Here is a 15,373-nt window from a genome sequence, read left to right as displayed (position 1 = left end):
CCGCTCATCGCGCGCGCGAACGCCGCACGCCAGTCGATGCGCGCACGACCAGCTCAGGCGGCGGCGCCAATACCATTTCCGGCGCCTGCGAGGGCTGCTGGATCAGTCGGATCAGCCGCTCGATGGACAGCTCCGCGATCGCCGTTGTATTGATCGCGACGGTCGTCAGCGCCGGATGCACCTGATGGGCTAATTGAATGTCCGTGATGCCGATCACGGATACGTCACCCGGAATCGCGCGGCCCATCGACATCAACGCCTGCCCCGCGCCGATCGCGAGCAAGTCGTTGGTGGCGAAGATCGCCGTCAGGCTGGGCTTGCTCGCCATCAGGCGCATGCACGCCGCATAGCCCGAATCGATTGAATCGCGCACCACCAGTTCCGCGCTCGTGTCCGTTTCGACACCCGCCTCGCGCAACGCCGCCCTGAACCCGTTCGAGCGTGCGTCCTGCAAACCTCCGCAGCCATCCCCGACCAGCATGCCGATTTCGCGATGCCCAAGCTCCAGCAGATGCCCGGCGGCCAGCGCCCCCGCACGCGCGAAGTCCACCGCGATGCACGGCAAGGCGGGCGGCGCCTCGGGATGCTCCCACATCGCCAGCAGGATCGGCGCGCTGTGCATTGCCGAGATGCACAGTTCGTTGATCGCGATGTCGGTGTTCATCACGAGCACGCCGTCGGCGAGGGTCCCCGCGATCTGGTTCAGATACGCGCGGCCGATCTCGGCATCGTCGTCGGTGTTGCAGACCATCAGGAAGTGCCCCGCCTTGCGCGCGGCGCGCTCGGCGGCGAGCACGAACTCCGGATAGAACGGGTTCGAGAGGTTCGAGAGCATCAGCGCCAGCGTCGACGATCGTCCTTCCGCAAGCGCGCGTGCGTTGAGGTTCGGCCGATAACCGAGTTCGGAGATTGCCTTCAGGACGCGTTCGGCCGTTTCCGGGCGCACCTTCTCGCGGTTGCGCAGCACGTTGGACACGGTTGCGGCCGTGACCCGCGCGCGCTTGGCGACTTCTGTGAGAGTGACCATCAATATCCCAATAAAAGGGAATGTGTTTCAAATGTTGCGCCAGCGGCGCGCTGTTGCTAACTTTGCGGAAACAGAAAAGGAGACGCCGTCGTGACTACATTTTCCAGCCATCAATTTAAGCGATTAAATGCCCACTACGCAAGGGCTCGCCATTTCTTTTTTCCGCAAATTTAATCGCTTAAATTCTGGAGGCCGCATGGCTACTGTGACGCTTTCTGACGTGCAGAAATCGTATGGCGAACACGCGCCTGTGATTCGCCGTCTCAGTCTCGATATTGCCCGCCACGAGTTCTGTGTCTTTCTTGGACCGTCGGGTTGTGGCAAGTCGACGCTGCTGCGGATCATCGCCGGACTGGAGGACATGAGCGAGGGCGAGTTGCGCATCGACGGCCGCGTGATGAACGAAGTGCCGTCGGCGGAGCGCGGCGTCGCGATGGTTTTCCAGAGTTATGCGCTCTTTCCTCACATGACGGTGTTCGAGAACATCGCGTTCGGGCTGAAGCTCGCGAAAACCCCGAAAGACGTCATCGACCGGAAGGTGCGCGAGGCCGCCCGCGTCCTGCAACTCGAAACGCTGCTTGACCGTCGTCCGAAGGCGTTGTCCGGCGGGCAGCGCCAGCGTGTCGCGATCGGCCGGGCAATCGTGCGTGAGCCGGGCGTGTTCCTCTTCGACGAACCGCTCTCCAACCTCGACGCGGCGTTGCGCGGCCAGACGCGGATCGAGATCGCGCGGCTGCATCAGCGGTTCCCGAATTCGAGCGTCGTCTACGTGACGCACGATCAGGTCGAAGCGATGACACTCGCCGACAAGATCGTGCTGCTGCACGCAGGCGCCGATGCCGAGCGCTTCGGCAGCATCGCGCAGATCGGCGCGCCGCTCACGCTCTATCACCATCCGAAGTCGCGCTTCGTCGCGGGCTTCATTGGCTCGCCGCGCATGAACTTCGTCGATGCGGCCGTCGAATCGATCGGCGCGGGCAGCGTGACGGTGAAGCTGGCGAAGAGCGGCGAGACGCTCGTCGCTCACGTCGAGGGCGAGCGGCTGCAACGCGGCCAGCCCGTCACGCTCGGCATCCGCCCGGAACATCTGCGCATGGAAGGCGACGGCCAGTCGATCCAGTGCGTGACGGCCCTCACCGAGCGCCTCGGCGAACACAGCTACGTGCACGCGGATCACGCGGACGGCGTGCTCGTCGCGAAGGCCCCCGGCGACGCCACGATCGGACCCGGCGAACGCCTCGCGCTGCACGTGCCCGCCGACGCCTGCCATCTGTTCGATGCGGACGGCGTCGCGCTCAGGCGCGCCGCGCCCGAACCGGCGCGCATCGCCGCTTGAACGAATTCCAACCCCGCCGCAGAGCGGGTCAAATCGACCGGCGGCAGCGCGCTGCCGGGCAAAGCAAATCCAGGAGACATAGATGAACGCAAACCGCTTTCGCCGTCTGGCTCGTCTGTCGGCCGCCGCCGCCGTGCTGGCCACGGTGTTCATAAGCGCCGCAGCCGATGCCGGCACGCTCAACGTCAACGTATCGGCGCGCGGCAACCAGCGCTCGACATGGCAGGACGCCTTCGACAAGTTCAAGAAGGCCAATCCCGACGTCGACCTCAAGGTGACCTATATCACCGAGGAAGCGTACAAGGTGCAGATGAGCGGCTGGCTCGCCACCGATCCGCCCGACGTCGTCTCGTGGCACAACGGCGAACGCATGGCGTACTACGCGCAGCGCGGCCTGCTCGAAGACCTGTCGGCGGACTGGAGCAAGAACGGCTGGACGCAGCAGTATGCGTCAGTGAAAGATGCATCGACGTACAAGGGCAAGCAGTACGCCGCACCGCTCGGCTACGACGCGTACGGCTTCTTCTATCGCAAGGACCTGTTCGACAAGGCCGGCGTGAAGAGCGATCCGAAGACCTGGGACGAATTTCTCGATGCCTGCAAGAAGCTGAAGGCAAGCGGCGTCGCACCGATCGCGGTCGCCGCGCGCGATAGCTGGACGCTCGCCGCCTGGTTCGACTATCTCGATCTCCGCATCAACGGCAACGCGTTCCACCAGCAACTGATGTCGGGCGAAATCCCGTACACCGACGCACGCGTGAAGAAGGTCTACACCGCGTGGAAGACGCTGATCGACGATCACTATTACATCGACAACGCGCTGTCGTACGACCTCGACTCGATCGCGCCTTTCCTCGTGAACGGCAAGGCCGCGATGATGCTGATGGGCACCTTCTTCTCGGCGAGCATCCCCGCGCAAGTCAGGCCGCAAACGGGCTTCTTCCCGTTCCCCGTGATCGACGCGAAGGTGCCGATGGCCGAGGACGGGCCCGTCAACGTGTTGCTGATCCCGGCGAAAGCGAAGAACAAGGCCGATGCCCGCAAGCTGCTCGCGTTCATGGAGCAGCCGGAGATCAACGCCGATCTCGCACGCGGCTGGGGTCAACTGCCGTCGAACAACAAATCGGCCGAACCGGAAGACGCGATTTCGAAGGTTGGGTTCCAGATCCTCGCGAACACGAAAGGCGGGATCGCCCAGTTCTACGATCGCGACATGACGAAGGAAATGGCCGACGAAGGCATGAAGGCGATGCAGCAGTTCTATAGCGATCCGTCGCAACTCGACACCGTGCTCGCACGCCTCGAAGCGACCCGCAAGCGCATCTATCACAAGTAAGCGCGTGGGGCGCCGGCGCTATCCGCCGGCGCTCGTCTTCGATTCCCGCAGAGGCCAGACCATGTCTCATTCCTTAGCGCGCCGCCTGCCGGCGGCAAAGCAGCGGCGCGCGTCGTCGACGCGACGCCATCAAAATCGAGCGGCACTTTTCTTCCTGCTGCCGGGTGTCGCGCTCTTCAGCCTGTGCGTGATCTATTCGATCATCAGCAGCATTTCGCTCAGCTTCTACAACTGGGACGGCATGACGCCGAAGACCTTCGTCGGCTTCGACAACTACATCGAACTGTTTCACTCCGACACGTTCTATACGGCGCTGAAAAACAACCTGCTCTGGCTCGCGTTCTTCCTGCTCGCGCCCCCGCTCGGCCTGCTGTTCGCGCTCTATCTGAACCAGCAGATGCGCGGCATGCGTCTTGTGAAGTCGCTGTTCTTCGCGCCGTTCGTGCTGTCCGGTGTCGTGGTCGGACTCGTGTTCAGCTGGTTCTACGATCCGACGTTCGGCCTCCTGCGACTGATTACCGGTCATGGCATTCCCGTGCTCGGCGATCCGCACTCGGTCACGTTCGGCATCATCTTCGCCGCACTCTGGCCGCAGACGCCGTTCTGCATGGTGCTGTATCTCACGGGCCTCACCGCGATCAATCCGGAAGTGGTCGAGGCCGCGCGCATGGAAGGCGCGAAGGGCGTGCGTCTTCTGTGGCACGTGATCCTGCCGCAGTTGCGCCCCGCGACGTTCATGGCCGTCGTGCTCACGGTGATCGGCGCGCTGCGCAGCTTCGACCTGATCGCGGTGATGAGCGGCGGCGGTCCGTTCGACAGCTCCACCGTGCTGGCCTATTACATGTACGACCAGGCGATCAAGTACTACCGCGAAGGCTATTCGGCGGCGATTGCCGTGGTGCTTTTCGCGATCATGCTCGTCTACATCGTGTTCCACCTGCGCCGCATGCTGCGCGAAGAACGCTGAATTACAGGGAGTCCATTCATGTATCCGCTTCCCGTCGAACGGTGGAAACCGCTCAATCGCACGCTGTACAAGCTCTCGTTGCCGATCGCGCTCGTGATCTGGCTGCTACCCATGCTCGCCGTGCTGCTGACCTCGATCCGCTCATCCGATGAACTGAGCCACGGTGACTACTGGACCTGGCCCAGGCATTTCGCGCTGATTGACAACTACGGCGCCGCGCTCACGCAGACGCCGATGCTGCACTACTTCGCGAACAGCGTGCTGATCACGGTGCCTTCCGTGCTCGGCGCGATCGTGCTCGCTTCGATGGCGGGCTTCGCGCTCGCGACCTATCGTTTCCCCGGCAATACGGCCGTGCTGTTCGCATTCGTCGCGGGCAACTTCGTGCCGATCCAGATCCTGATGATCCCGGTTCGCGACATGGCGCTCAAGTTCGGCCTCTTCAACACGGTGTGGGCGATGGTGATCTTTCACGTGTCGTTCCAGACGGGGTTTTGCGCCCTCTTCCTGCGCAATTTCATCAAGCAGTTGCCGTTCGAACTGATCGAGGCGGCGCGCGTGGAAGGTGCAAGCGAATGGACGGTGTACTGGCAAATCGTGCTGCCGCTGATCCGGCCGGCGCTCGCGGCGCTCGGCATCCTCGTCTTTACGTTCGTCTGGAACGACTACTTCTGGGCACTGTGCCTCACGCAAGGCGACGAAGCCGCGCCGATCACGGTAGGCGTCGCCGCACTCAAGGGGCAATGGACGACCGCCTGGAACCTCGTCGCCGCAGGCTCCGTGCTTGCCGCGCTGCCTTCGGTGCTGATGTTCTTCGCGATGCAAAAGCACTTCGTCGCCGGCCTGACCTTCGGCGCGAGCAAGGGCTGAACGCCCCCTTACTTTCACTTACGAGCGAGACTTTTAATGCAACTCGGTGTTTGCTACTACCCGGAACAATGGCCCCGCTCGATGTGGGCCGACGACGCGCAACGCATGGCCGAACTCGGCATCACACACGTGCGGATAGCGGAATTTGCATGGAGCCGGATGGAACCGCGCGCGGGCCAGTATGTGTGGGGCTGGCTCGACGAAGCCATCGAAACGCTCGCTGGGGCCGGACTCAAGCTCGTGCTCGGCACGCCGACCGCGTCCCCGCCAAAGTGGCTGATCGATGCGCATCCGGACGTGCTGCCCGTGCGCGCCGATGGCACGCGCTGGAACTTCGGCTCGCGCCGTCACTACGACATTTCGAGCGAGACGTATCGGCGGGAATGCGTGCGCATCGTCAGCGCGATGGCGGAGCGCTACGGGCGGCATCCGTCGATCGTAGCGTGGCAGACCGACAATGAACTCGGCTGCCATGACACCGTGCCGAGCTACTCGCCGGCCGCACTGAAGCGCTTCCAGGCGTGGCTCGAACGCCGTCATGAAACCGTCGATCGGTTGAACGAGGCGTGGGGCAACGTCTTCTGGAGCATGGAGTACCCGTCCTTTGATGCGATCGGCTTGCCGAACCTCACGCCCACCGACGCAAACCCGATCCACCTGCTCGACTTCAGGCGCTTCATGTCGGACGAAGTGGCGAGCTTTCATCGCGAGCAGATCGACGTCCTGCGCCGTTTCGCGCCGAACGCGGACATGCTGCACAACTTCATGGGCTTCTTCACCACCTTCGATCACTATCGCTTCGCCGCGAATAAGAGCATCGACGTCGCGGCCTGGGACAGCTATCCGATCGCGCGCACCGAATCGATTGCGCTGCCTGAGGAGCAGAAGGCGCGTTACGCGCGTACCTCGCATCCGGATGTATCCGCGTTTGATCACGACCGGTATCGCGGCATCGGCGGCGGGCGCTTCTGGGTGATGGAGCAGCAGGCGGGGCCTGTAAATTGGGCGCCGTTCAATCCGGTCCCCGCGCCCGGCATGGTGCGGCTCTGGGCTTTCGAAGCGTTTGCGCACGGTGCGGAACTCGTGTCGTATTTCCGCTGGCGCCAGTGCCCGTATGCACAGGAGCAGATGCATTCGGGGCTTCATCTGCCGAACAACGAGTTGTCCCCGGGCGGTATCGAAGTGCGGCGCGCTGCGGCAGAAATAGCGGCGTCCGATGTGCTTAAAGACTTGCCGGCCGCCGCGCCCGCGCAGGTCGCGGTCGTGTTTGACTACGAAACGCAGTGGATGTTCGAGATCCAGCGGCATGGCACGGCCTTCGACTATCAGACGCTCGCCTTCGACTACTACGAGGCGCTGCGCGAGCTCGGGATCGATGTCGATATTGTTTCGGCAAAGGCGGATCTCTCCGGCTACAAGCTGGTGGTGGTACCGAGCATCGCCGTGATCGACGATGCACTCGTCCGGCAGATCGAAAGCAGTTCCGCGCAGTGGGTCTTCGGCCCGCGTAGCGGCTCGAAGACCGGCGCGTTCTCGATTCCCGGCAATCTTCCGCCAGGCGCCTTGCAGCACGTGCTGCCGATGCAGGTGCTCGAAGTCGAATCGTTGCGGCCGACGTTGCAGCCTTCGCTATGGATGAGCGGGGAAAGCGGCATCGCGTTGCATTGGCGCGAGCACGTTCGCGCGAACGGTGAAGCGCAAGTAGAAGCGCGTTTCGCGGACGGGTGGCCTGCGATCGTGAGTCATGGCCGCGTTCGCTACGTGGCCGCGTGGCTCACGCATTCGCTGCATCGCACGCTGCTGCGACAGGCGGCAGGCGATGCGGGTGTCGCTGTGCAGGCGTTGCCGGAAGGACTGCGCACGCGTCGTCGCGGCGAGGTAACGTTCGCGTTCAATTTCAGCGCGACGACGCAATACGCGCCGGCGCCGTCGAATGCGAGGTTCGTGCTCGGCGAAGCTCTGCTTTCGACAGGTGACGTGTGCGCCTGGACCGAAGCGTGAGCCCTGGCTGCACCCGTCACACGAGCCTGTAAAACGCGACTCGAATCATTTCCCACAGCTTCGCGATGCGGCGCGCGCGCTCAGTATCCGGGGGAGGCATGTCGGCATGGTGTGGGCTATATTCCTGCGCCGGCCGACGTTGCGAGACTAGCAGTCCGATGTACATGGCGATCCTCCGGGCGTGAGCGTCGGAAGCTGGCGGAAACGTCTGCCTTGCCCCAACGTTGACTGGATGACGGCGGAAACGCGAGAGGTAGAAGGCACTCCGCGCTTTCCGACGTTTCCGTAGTGTGCCCAGCCGGTTCAGCCTCGCAAACCCGCATGAAGGCTACACGCGAACGTAGGAAGGGTTTACCGCTAGCGTCCGGCGCTCAAAGCTGCGGGTCGAGCAGCGCGACAGTGCGCTCGATGAGCTTCTCGATCAGCGGCCGGCGATTCCAGTCATCGAGCGTGATGCGCTTCGACCGTTTGATGTCGTCGGCGAAGATGGCAATCTGCGCCTTGGCGAAATCGCGATCGTAGATGTTCAGGTTCGCTTCGTCGTTGAGCTTGAACGAGCGGTTGTCGAAATTGGTCGATCCCACCGAGACCAGCAATTCATCGACGATCAGCAGCTTGCAGTGAAACATCGTCGGCTGGTATTCGTGAATCTCCACGCCAGCCTTCAGCAGGTCACCCCAGCCCGCGCGCGACGCTTCGCGCACCGTGTGCGTGTCGATGTGCTTGCCCGGCGTCACGATCTGCACCTTCACGCCGCGGCGCGTCGCCTCGACAATCGCATTGATCGTGAGCTTGTCCGGCACGAAATACGCGCTCGCCAGATGAATCGTGTGCGTCGCCGCGGTGATCGCCATCAGATACATGAGCTGCATGTCGTCGCTGCCGCCCGAGGGCGAACTGCTGAACATGTGCGCGACGCCGTCGCCCGCCGGAGCGATCTCCGGAAAGTAATCGGGTCCGTGCAGCACGTCGCCGGTCGCCTTGATCCAGTTGTCCATGAAGACGGCCTGCATGTGCCCGGCGACCGGGCCTTCCACCCGAAAATGCGTATCGCGCCAGTGTTTTTCGTCCTGGGCGTGGCCGGTCCACTCCTCCGCGATGCCGACGCCCCCCGTGAATCCGGTATGTCCGTCGATCACGAGCAGTTTGCGGTGCGTGCGATCGTTCATCCGGCCGAGGCCGGAGATGCGGGGCTTGTGATACTGGATCACGTCGGCGCCGGCTTCGCGCAGCATCTGCAGATAACGCTTGTCCATCTTCGACGATCCAACCCAGTCGAGCAGCACGTGCACCGCGACGCCCGAACGTGCCTTGTCTGCAAGCGCGGCGGCGAACTGCTCGCCGATCTCGCCTGACCAGTAAATGAACGTTTCGAACGTGATGGTTTTCTGCGCAGAGCGAATGCCCGCAAGCATCGACGGGAAGATTTCGTCGCCGTTCAGGAGCACCTCGAAGCGATTGCCGGAAACGACGGGCGGACCGAGCAGCAGGCTCATCGAGCGGGGGAACTGCGGGTCGTCGCTTGCGTAGAGGCGCTCGATGTTGTGCTCGATCTGCTTCTCGCCGCTGATCAGATTCGCGGCGATCAGTACGATGACAAGCGTGACAAGCGCAGTGATGACGATGGTCAGCATGCTCGTTCCTGTGCCTTGCTGGTGATGTTGGAGGGCGCAACGTCGACTTGGGCGGTGTGGAGCAGCATGTTTCGCGCCTGGAAGCGTCTGCTGCATCTTATCGCGGCGTTTTCCGACGGCGCAGCCTCAGCCCTGCCATCCGAACGCTTCGACGCGGGTGATCGGCTGCTGGGTGGTTACCACGGCTTGAATCGAACCGGGCATCGGGAGTTCGAGGCTATGCCATACGTCTTTGGAAACGGTCGGCATTGCGAGTCCGCATCGCTTTGCTCGTTCGAGGCTTATCCGGTGCGCATCCTCGATCGGATCGTCGTGTGGTGGCGGTGAAAGCGTGAGCGCGGGCGACGTATCCATTTGCAGCGGGTTGACCAGCCCGACACCCACCGGTGTCCCGCTGGCTGCGATCACGGTCCAGATGCCAGCCTGCCTGTAATCCACGGCGAGCGGCCTTCCATGAGGCGGATGAGTGACGACGAGACGGTCGTCAGGGAACTCGTCGAAAACAATCCCTCCGGGCTCGCAGACGAGCATCTGCGACACCACCAGCCGCAATGCGGCCCTGGCAAGGCCGAATCGCTTGCTGTGGGTCGCGTAGGGACGCGCCTTGATGCGGGTGCGCTCCGCACTGGAGAGCCATTGACCTATGTTGGTCGCGGAGATCTGCCGCCAGGCGCCGGGGAGTCGCCAGATGAAAAGCTCGTGGGCCGCGGGAATGCGGGCGCCGCCCACATGCGATTGAGCGAGCGGATGCACTCTCCATTCGACGGACTCGCTTGCCGGGCGCGTCGGTGTATCGGGGCGTGTGGTCATTCGAATGATGGATCGGAGCCGGCGACCGCCGATGCTGTGGGAGGTGGCGCGGCGCGAGCCTGGTATGTCGTCGCTGGCGATGTGCGCGCCTTGCTGTAAGCGCGATGAAATTTTTGGGCGCCGTCGTTGGGAGTCTGCGCGATGAGACTTAGGTGAAACACAGGGGCCGGGTCTCTGTCCGCGATTCGGCGCTGGTGCGACAAACTTGGCGCGGGCATTGCCCATCGCGTGAAGCCGGGCACCACGTGGCATCTGGACGAAGTGTTTGTGACCTTGCGCGGCGAGCCTTCTCTGTTGTGGCGGGCCGTTGATCAGCACGGTGCCGAACCCGATATCCTGCTGCAGAAGCGTCGCGACAAGGCCGCAGCTAAGGTGTGCGATTCACAGACATCGCGATTGCTTCTTCAGCAGGCTCATGCCCTGGCAAACCATGCCCGTCCACGAAAGAATCAGCAGCGCAAAAAGCGAAACGATGTCTGTGAATCGCGCAGCTAAAGTCGAGTACCCAGCCGCCTCGGGACTTGCGTAATTCGCCCCGCCAGAACCGCCATCACCCTCCACGGTACATCGCATCGATGCTGTCGGCAGGAGCACGTCGGCCGGATTGCGTCCTGACCGATTCGTCCCCTCCGACATCGCCATGATTCCCGCTCGCGGCTTTCGCGTGAGCCCGATGAGCGGTCTGAACCGGTTGCGATGCTGGCGCACTTCCATCGACCCTATCAGGGTGATCACCATAATCGCCCGCGAAGACGGGCATTGGCAGCGCCAAAGCGCTTGCAGCCAGGAGAGCAGAGATAGATATCGTTTTCATGATGACTCCAGGAGGGCGGTTGAATATCGGGCCTTAAGCGCGTTGACAGAGACGCTTAAGCGAACAACACGATCTTGGAACCCACGATGAACTGTTGATGGTTTTAAAGCGGTCGTCGTTGCCCCGTGGCATTAGTGCACTGGCTATGCCAATTCCGGTCGACGACCACCTCTAATCCAGACTAAAACTTTGAAAATAAAGGACATCGAGCAGAAGGATTGCGTCCGGCCAAAAAAGCAGAATCGGGACAAGTGCCGGGTGGAAAACAACGCTTGCAAATGCCGCTGTATGCGGCGACCCAACAGTCCGAATGAAGACCAAACGCGGCGGTTTTCCCCCTTATGCCGGCGAACACCGCAGAAGGACGCCACCCGCTATCGACGCGTCGGTGCACCTACCCCGCGAAAATCCGGCAAAAACACCACGACGAGCATGACGAGAGCCCCCAACGCAGCACACCAGCGGACATCCACCGTCGAGCCAACCCGCTCCGCAAACCGCGAATCGAGCAACGCATCCCCCAGCGCCTCCGCTGTCGGCAAAGCCCGATACTCCAGCCCCGTCTGCCCACCAAGCGTCTTCAAATACCCGCCTCGCAGCGCCGACAGTTCCTCATGACTCACTTCGCCCCGTTGCGCGGACGACATCGCGCTCGTCTGCACGACGTCGCTTGCGAGCCAGAACCCCGCGGGCCGGCCGTCGCTATCGGTTTTCGGAATCGGCGCTGGCTGATCGCCACCGACACCGATCAGCCACCCGCGAACTTCTCCCGGTGTAATCCCCGGCATCGACGTATCGGACAGCGGCCGCGGAGGCGCCTCTTGTCCGTCGGTCACGAAAACCACCGCTACGTGGTCCCCCATCTGCTTCGCCTGGTGGATCGCCGAAAACAGTCCCCCGTTCGCGATACGGCTCGCGTTGGCCCAACGCATTCGTCCGTCGATTCCGTCGAGCGATGTCGCGAGCGCATCGTAGTGTTCGCATACTTCCAGCGGTTCCAGCAACAGCAGCGATCGTGTGCCAGTGAACACGCTCCATCCGACTCTCGACCCACACGGCATCCGCCGCAACGCTCGACGCATCGCCTCGCGCGCATAGACGAGGCGGCTCGTGCGCACGCCGTCCAGCATCACGTCCTCGACATTCATGCTTTGCGTGATGTCGAAGGTCACGACGTAATCGAAGCGGTCGCGTATCAACCGCACGCCGGGCATCCATAGCGCGGCCGCAAGCAATACGAGCGCGACAGCAAGCGCCCATTGCCGAAGCGCTGCCGTGACGGTCACGGCAAATCCCCAAGCGCGACGTCCGGCACCTTGATCATGCGGCGTACCTCGTAAGGTTCGCGTCCGTCGTCGAAAGCCTGCGCGCTCTCAGGTTGCAGCCACAGCGCGCGTTCGAGGTTATAGCGTGCGTCCCAGTCGTCGGGTTTCGCGCGGAGCAACTCGCGATAACGATTCTTCGCAAGCTCGACAAGCGGCGCCGACGCGATCGGATTGCCCGCGCCCACGGCGATCGCTTCGCGCAGATACATGTTCGCAAGATCAAATAGCGCGGCCCGCCCGATCTCGTCAGGATCGGCGCTAGTGATGAGCCCTTCGTAGAGCTTCGCTGCCGCGTCTCGCTGCCCTGCCTTCGATAGAGCAACCGCTTGCGCAAGCTTCACACGTGGCGATTGACCGACGACACCCGACGCAGCACCCGCACGCATCACAGCCGCATTGCTCCGTTGTGCATCGACGAGACGCCAGCCTTCGAATCCAGCCCAGGCGGCGCAACAAAGCACAGCCGCCGCGAACCCCGCATGAACGACGCGCCGCCTCATGACCAACTCCGCAACAATGCAAATCGCAACGCAAACAGCAGCGCACAGCCGGCCAACGCCAGAGCAAAAAACGACGTACCGCGGCTTCTCTCGGGCACACGCTCGACGTACGAAACCGGAAAATTCTGCTGCGCATCGATTTCTGCCATCGCCGCCGCCATCGCGCTCGAATCGTCGGTCTGGTAAAGCCGATAAGGCGTCTTCAGCGACTGAAAATAGCGATGCAATTCGACCTCCTCGGACGACTCGTCGGCCGGTGTGATCGCGTTCAGATCGGTGCTGTTCGCGCTGCTGCGCAGATAGATGAAATACACCGTGATGCGTTCGCGCGCGAGCCCCATCGCGATACGCGAGCGCATCGGCGCATCGATATGCGCGCCGCCATCCGAGACGAGGATGATCACGCGATTGCCGTTGTAGTCGCGCCGTTCGAACTGGCCGATGGCCGCGAGCAGCCCGCGATCGAGCCGCGTATCCGGCATCCCCCGTCCGATGCCGGTGCTGGCCACGGCGCTCCGGATCGCCTCCTTGTCGCGGGTAAGCGGCAAGACGAGAAGCGGGCTCGTGCCGAACATCATGAACCCGACGCGGTCGCTGCCGCGTTTCTCGATGAAGCGCGTGAGCACCTCTCGCGCCGACGCGTTCTTCGACTCGCCGCCCGCCATCGCGCCCGCCGCATAGACGCTCTTCGGCGGAACGAACGCATCCATGCTCGAACTCCGGTCCATCAGCACCATGATCTCGGCGCCTCGCGCGACACGCGTCACCGCTTTTTCCGTCTCGCGGGGATCGGCGAGTCCGATCACGATCAACAGCATCGTGACCACCGCGAGCACACGCAGTGCGATGCCGGCGGCATGACCCAGCCGGTCACGCGGCAACCATGCGACGTGCGAGTACAGCAGCGTGTCGCTGCTGCGCGGTGCGAGCGGTAACAACGCAAGCGGAAGCAGCGCAAGCATCCACGGCGAGGCGAAACCGAACGAGGCGGTCATCGTCGATGGCGCCTTTCGAGGCGGCGCAAATCGCGGCACAAGTCCAGCAGCCGATACCGCTCGCGCGCCGGCGCGAGGGCGTAAAACCGCTCGCCGGAGTGCGCGTAGAAGCGTTCGAGCTGCGCGCGCATCGGTTCAAGATATGGCGCGCGGACGAATAGAGCGTCGAGCGTGCCCGGATGGAGAGCTTGACCGGCGACATCGTTCAGTGCGCGATGGACTTGGCGCCAAGCGTCGGAATCGTGATCGACCTGGGCCGGATCGAATCGCTTCAGCACATGCCACGCACGCGCGAAAGGCATCTGGCAGGCATCGAGACGATTGCGCCACAACCACCATCCGAGCCACGCGAACGCGACAAACGCCAGTGCCGCTAGCGACACAGTCAAGCGCCTCTGCAGCGGTGCCGTCGGCAGCAGCGAGGGCTGCCGGTCAGGCTGCAATGGTTGCAGCGCGCCTTGTGCGAAGGCGCTGCGAGGCGTCAGCGGCGCCACGCTCACCGGCCATGCGGCAACGCTAAGTGCCGCGCCGCCGGACGCGCTATTGATCAGCGTCACAGCAGGCAACGCGATTGCAGTGAGCGTCTGCGGCGCGTTGATCACCTGATATTCGAGCACGAGCCATCGGTTCCCGGCGCCGTCCGTTTCGATCGCAGCCGCGCGTCGCGTGAGCCACGCCCCGGTGCGCTCCAGCGGCGGCAACGCAGACGGTTCGAACGGTCGACCGCCCGCGCGCAGCAAGACGCGCTGCGTCATCACGTCGCCGAGCACGTAGCCGAAACTGCGCGGCTGCTCGGTCGTCGCGACGGCCGATTGCTGCGCGAACGCGTGAGGCAGAAGCGCCATCAAGGCAATCACGATGACCCATCGCGCGATCATCCGGCCATCTCCAGGAAGTATCGCGACAGCGCCTCCGGATCGAACGTTCCGCTCAGATACAGCGGACGCACGCCGTGCGCGCGGCACAACTCATCGATCTGCGCGCGCCGATGCTGGACCGCATCGCGCCATTGCATGCGCAGCGCGGGGCGCATCCACAACGCGCGCCGCTCCTGCGACTCCGCATCGCGCACCATCAGGAGCGCGTTGCGCGATGGCGCTTCCAGTTCGACCGGATCCCACACGACGAGCGGCACGACGAGCGCGGGAGCCATTAGCTCGAACGAACCGCGCAAGGTATCGAGTGGCCAGTGAAAGTCGGATACGACGAACACGATTCCTTCGCGGCCGCCAAGTCGTTCCGCCGCGTGCCGCAGTCCAGCCGCACCGCTGCCGCCGCGTCGCGCTGCCAGCCTGCTCCCTTCATGCAACAACGCGCGCATCGCCGCGCCCGCGCCTCGATGACGACGCGGAGGCATCATCAGTTCATCGCGCAACGCAGTATCAAATGCGAGCATGCCAACCGGGTCGCCCACGCGAAACGCACTGCGTCCCAGCGAATCGACGAAATCGCCGGCAATGTCGAGCTTGGTGCGCGCCGAGCCGAACCTCATCGATGCCGATACGTCCACCAGCGCATGCACCGTTACTGCCGAGCGCTGCCGATGCAGCCGCACGAGCCACTCGCGCCCCGGATGCCGCAAGCTGGCGCGCAGATCGAGGCGACGCGGATCGGGGTGATCGAAGAGGCGTGCGTGGGTCGCGAAGGCCTGTCCGCCGCCGATGCTCGAACCGTGATGCGATCCCGGACGATAGCCGTGCACCTGCGACGGCATCCGATAGTGGAATTCCTGAGCCGGGCTCATCGCGCAGCCGCCGC

Annotated in this window: 13 protein-coding genes and 1 pseudogene; 6 read left to right on the top strand and 8 right to left on the bottom strand. The window is 63.4% G+C overall.

The window, feature by feature from the left end:
* Positions 1–4: 4 nt before the first annotated feature.
* Positions 5–1,027 (bottom strand): LacI family DNA-binding transcriptional regulator, encoded by a 1,023-nt coding sequence (locus AWB65_RS19265; protein ID WP_087668657.1) that lies wholly within the window; start codon positions 1,025–1,027, stop codon positions 5–7.
* 196 nt (positions 1,028–1,223) lie between these two features.
* Between AWB65_RS19265 and AWB65_RS19260 the strand changes: the two genes are divergently transcribed.
* The 5 genes from AWB65_RS19260 to AWB65_RS19240 all read left to right on the top strand — a co-directional run bounded on the left by AWB65_RS19260 (position 1,224) and on the right by AWB65_RS19240 (position 7,537).
* Positions 1,224–2,363 (top strand): ABC transporter ATP-binding protein, encoded by a 1,140-nt coding sequence (locus tag AWB65_RS19260; protein WP_087668656.1) that lies wholly within the window; start codon positions 1,224–1,226, stop codon positions 2,361–2,363.
* Between the two features lie 82 nt (positions 2,364–2,445).
* Complete coding sequence (locus tag AWB65_RS19255) at positions 2,446–3,699, top strand: ABC transporter substrate-binding protein (RefSeq protein ID WP_087668655.1); 1,254 nt, start codon at positions 2,446–2,448, stop codon at positions 3,697–3,699.
* Positions 3,700–3,760: 61 nt separating this feature from the next.
* Positions 3,761–4,666 (top strand): carbohydrate ABC transporter permease, encoded by a 906-nt coding sequence (locus tag AWB65_RS19250; protein WP_087668707.1) that lies wholly within the window; start codon positions 3,761–3,763, stop codon positions 4,664–4,666.
* A gap of 18 nt (positions 4,667–4,684) precedes the next feature.
* Complete coding sequence (locus AWB65_RS19245) at positions 4,685–5,536, top strand: carbohydrate ABC transporter permease (protein WP_087668654.1); 852 nt, start codon at positions 4,685–4,687, stop codon at positions 5,534–5,536.
* Between the two features lie 36 nt (positions 5,537–5,572).
* Positions 5,573–7,537 (top strand): beta-galactosidase, encoded by a 1,965-nt coding sequence (locus AWB65_RS19240; protein WP_087668653.1) that lies wholly within the window; start codon positions 5,573–5,575, stop codon positions 7,535–7,537.
* A 371-nt stretch (positions 7,538–7,908) separates the two neighbouring features.
* Here the strand turns inward: AWB65_RS19240 and cls are convergent, their stop codons facing one another.
* Together cls and AWB65_RS19230 are read right to left on the bottom strand one after the other, a co-directional pair.
* Positions 7,909–9,171 (bottom strand): cardiolipin synthase, encoded by a 1,263-nt coding sequence (gene cls / locus AWB65_RS19235; RefSeq protein WP_087668652.1) that lies wholly within the window; start codon positions 9,169–9,171, stop codon positions 7,909–7,911.
* A gap of 126 nt (positions 9,172–9,297) precedes the next feature.
* Positions 9,298–9,924 (bottom strand): 4'-phosphopantetheinyl transferase family protein, encoded by a 627-nt coding sequence (locus tag AWB65_RS19230; protein WP_125474154.1) that lies wholly within the window; start codon positions 9,922–9,924, stop codon positions 9,298–9,300.
* 228 nt (positions 9,925–10,152) lie between these two features.
* On the opposite strand from AWB65_RS19230, the pseudogene AWB65_RS19225 reads away from it, so the two are divergent.
* Positions 10,153–10,353 (top strand): annotated as a pseudogene (locus AWB65_RS19225) (DDE-type integrase/transposase/recombinase); the annotation flags it as partial.
* 816 nt (positions 10,354–11,169) lie between these two features.
* Here AWB65_RS19225 and AWB65_RS19215 read toward each other — a convergent pair.
* Genes AWB65_RS19215 through AWB65_RS19195 form a run of 5 tightly spaced genes read right to left on the bottom strand, consistent with a single transcriptional unit; the run spans position 11,170 to position 15,359 of the window.
* Positions 11,170–12,081, bottom strand: coding sequence for a vWA domain-containing protein (locus tag AWB65_RS19215; protein ID WP_087668649.1), 912 nt, complete (start codon positions 12,079–12,081; stop codon positions 11,170–11,172).
* Positions 12,078–12,620 (bottom strand): hypothetical protein, encoded by a 543-nt coding sequence (locus AWB65_RS19210; protein WP_087668648.1) that lies wholly within the window; start codon positions 12,618–12,620, stop codon positions 12,078–12,080. The genes AWB65_RS19215 and AWB65_RS19210 overlap by 4 nt, the downstream gene beginning before the upstream one ends.
* The gene (locus tag AWB65_RS19205; RefSeq protein WP_087668647.1) at positions 12,617–13,615 is read right to left on the bottom strand and encodes a vWA domain-containing protein; all 999 of its coding nucleotides are present in this window, start codon (positions 13,613–13,615) and stop codon (positions 12,617–12,619) included. Before AWB65_RS19205 ends, AWB65_RS19210 begins: the two co-directional genes overlap by 4 nt.
* Positions 13,612–14,493 (bottom strand): hypothetical protein, encoded by an 882-nt coding sequence (locus AWB65_RS19200; RefSeq protein WP_087668646.1) that lies wholly within the window; start codon positions 14,491–14,493, stop codon positions 13,612–13,614. Before AWB65_RS19200 ends, AWB65_RS19205 begins: the two co-directional genes overlap by 4 nt.
* The gene (locus AWB65_RS19195; protein ID WP_087668645.1) at positions 14,490–15,359 is read right to left on the bottom strand and encodes a DUF58 domain-containing protein; all 870 of its coding nucleotides are present in this window, start codon (positions 15,357–15,359) and stop codon (positions 14,490–14,492) included. The genes AWB65_RS19200 and AWB65_RS19195 overlap by 4 nt, the downstream gene beginning before the upstream one ends.
* Between the last annotated feature and the right edge of the window lie 14 nt (positions 15,360–15,373).

It is taken from the genome of Caballeronia humi (assembly GCF_001544475.1).
In the GTDB taxonomy this organism is placed as follows: Bacteria; Pseudomonadota; Gammaproteobacteria; order Burkholderiales; family Burkholderiaceae; genus Caballeronia; species Caballeronia humi.
Note: the sequence above shows the minus strand (reverse complement) of the source record. Positions and strands in the feature narration are given on the sequence as shown.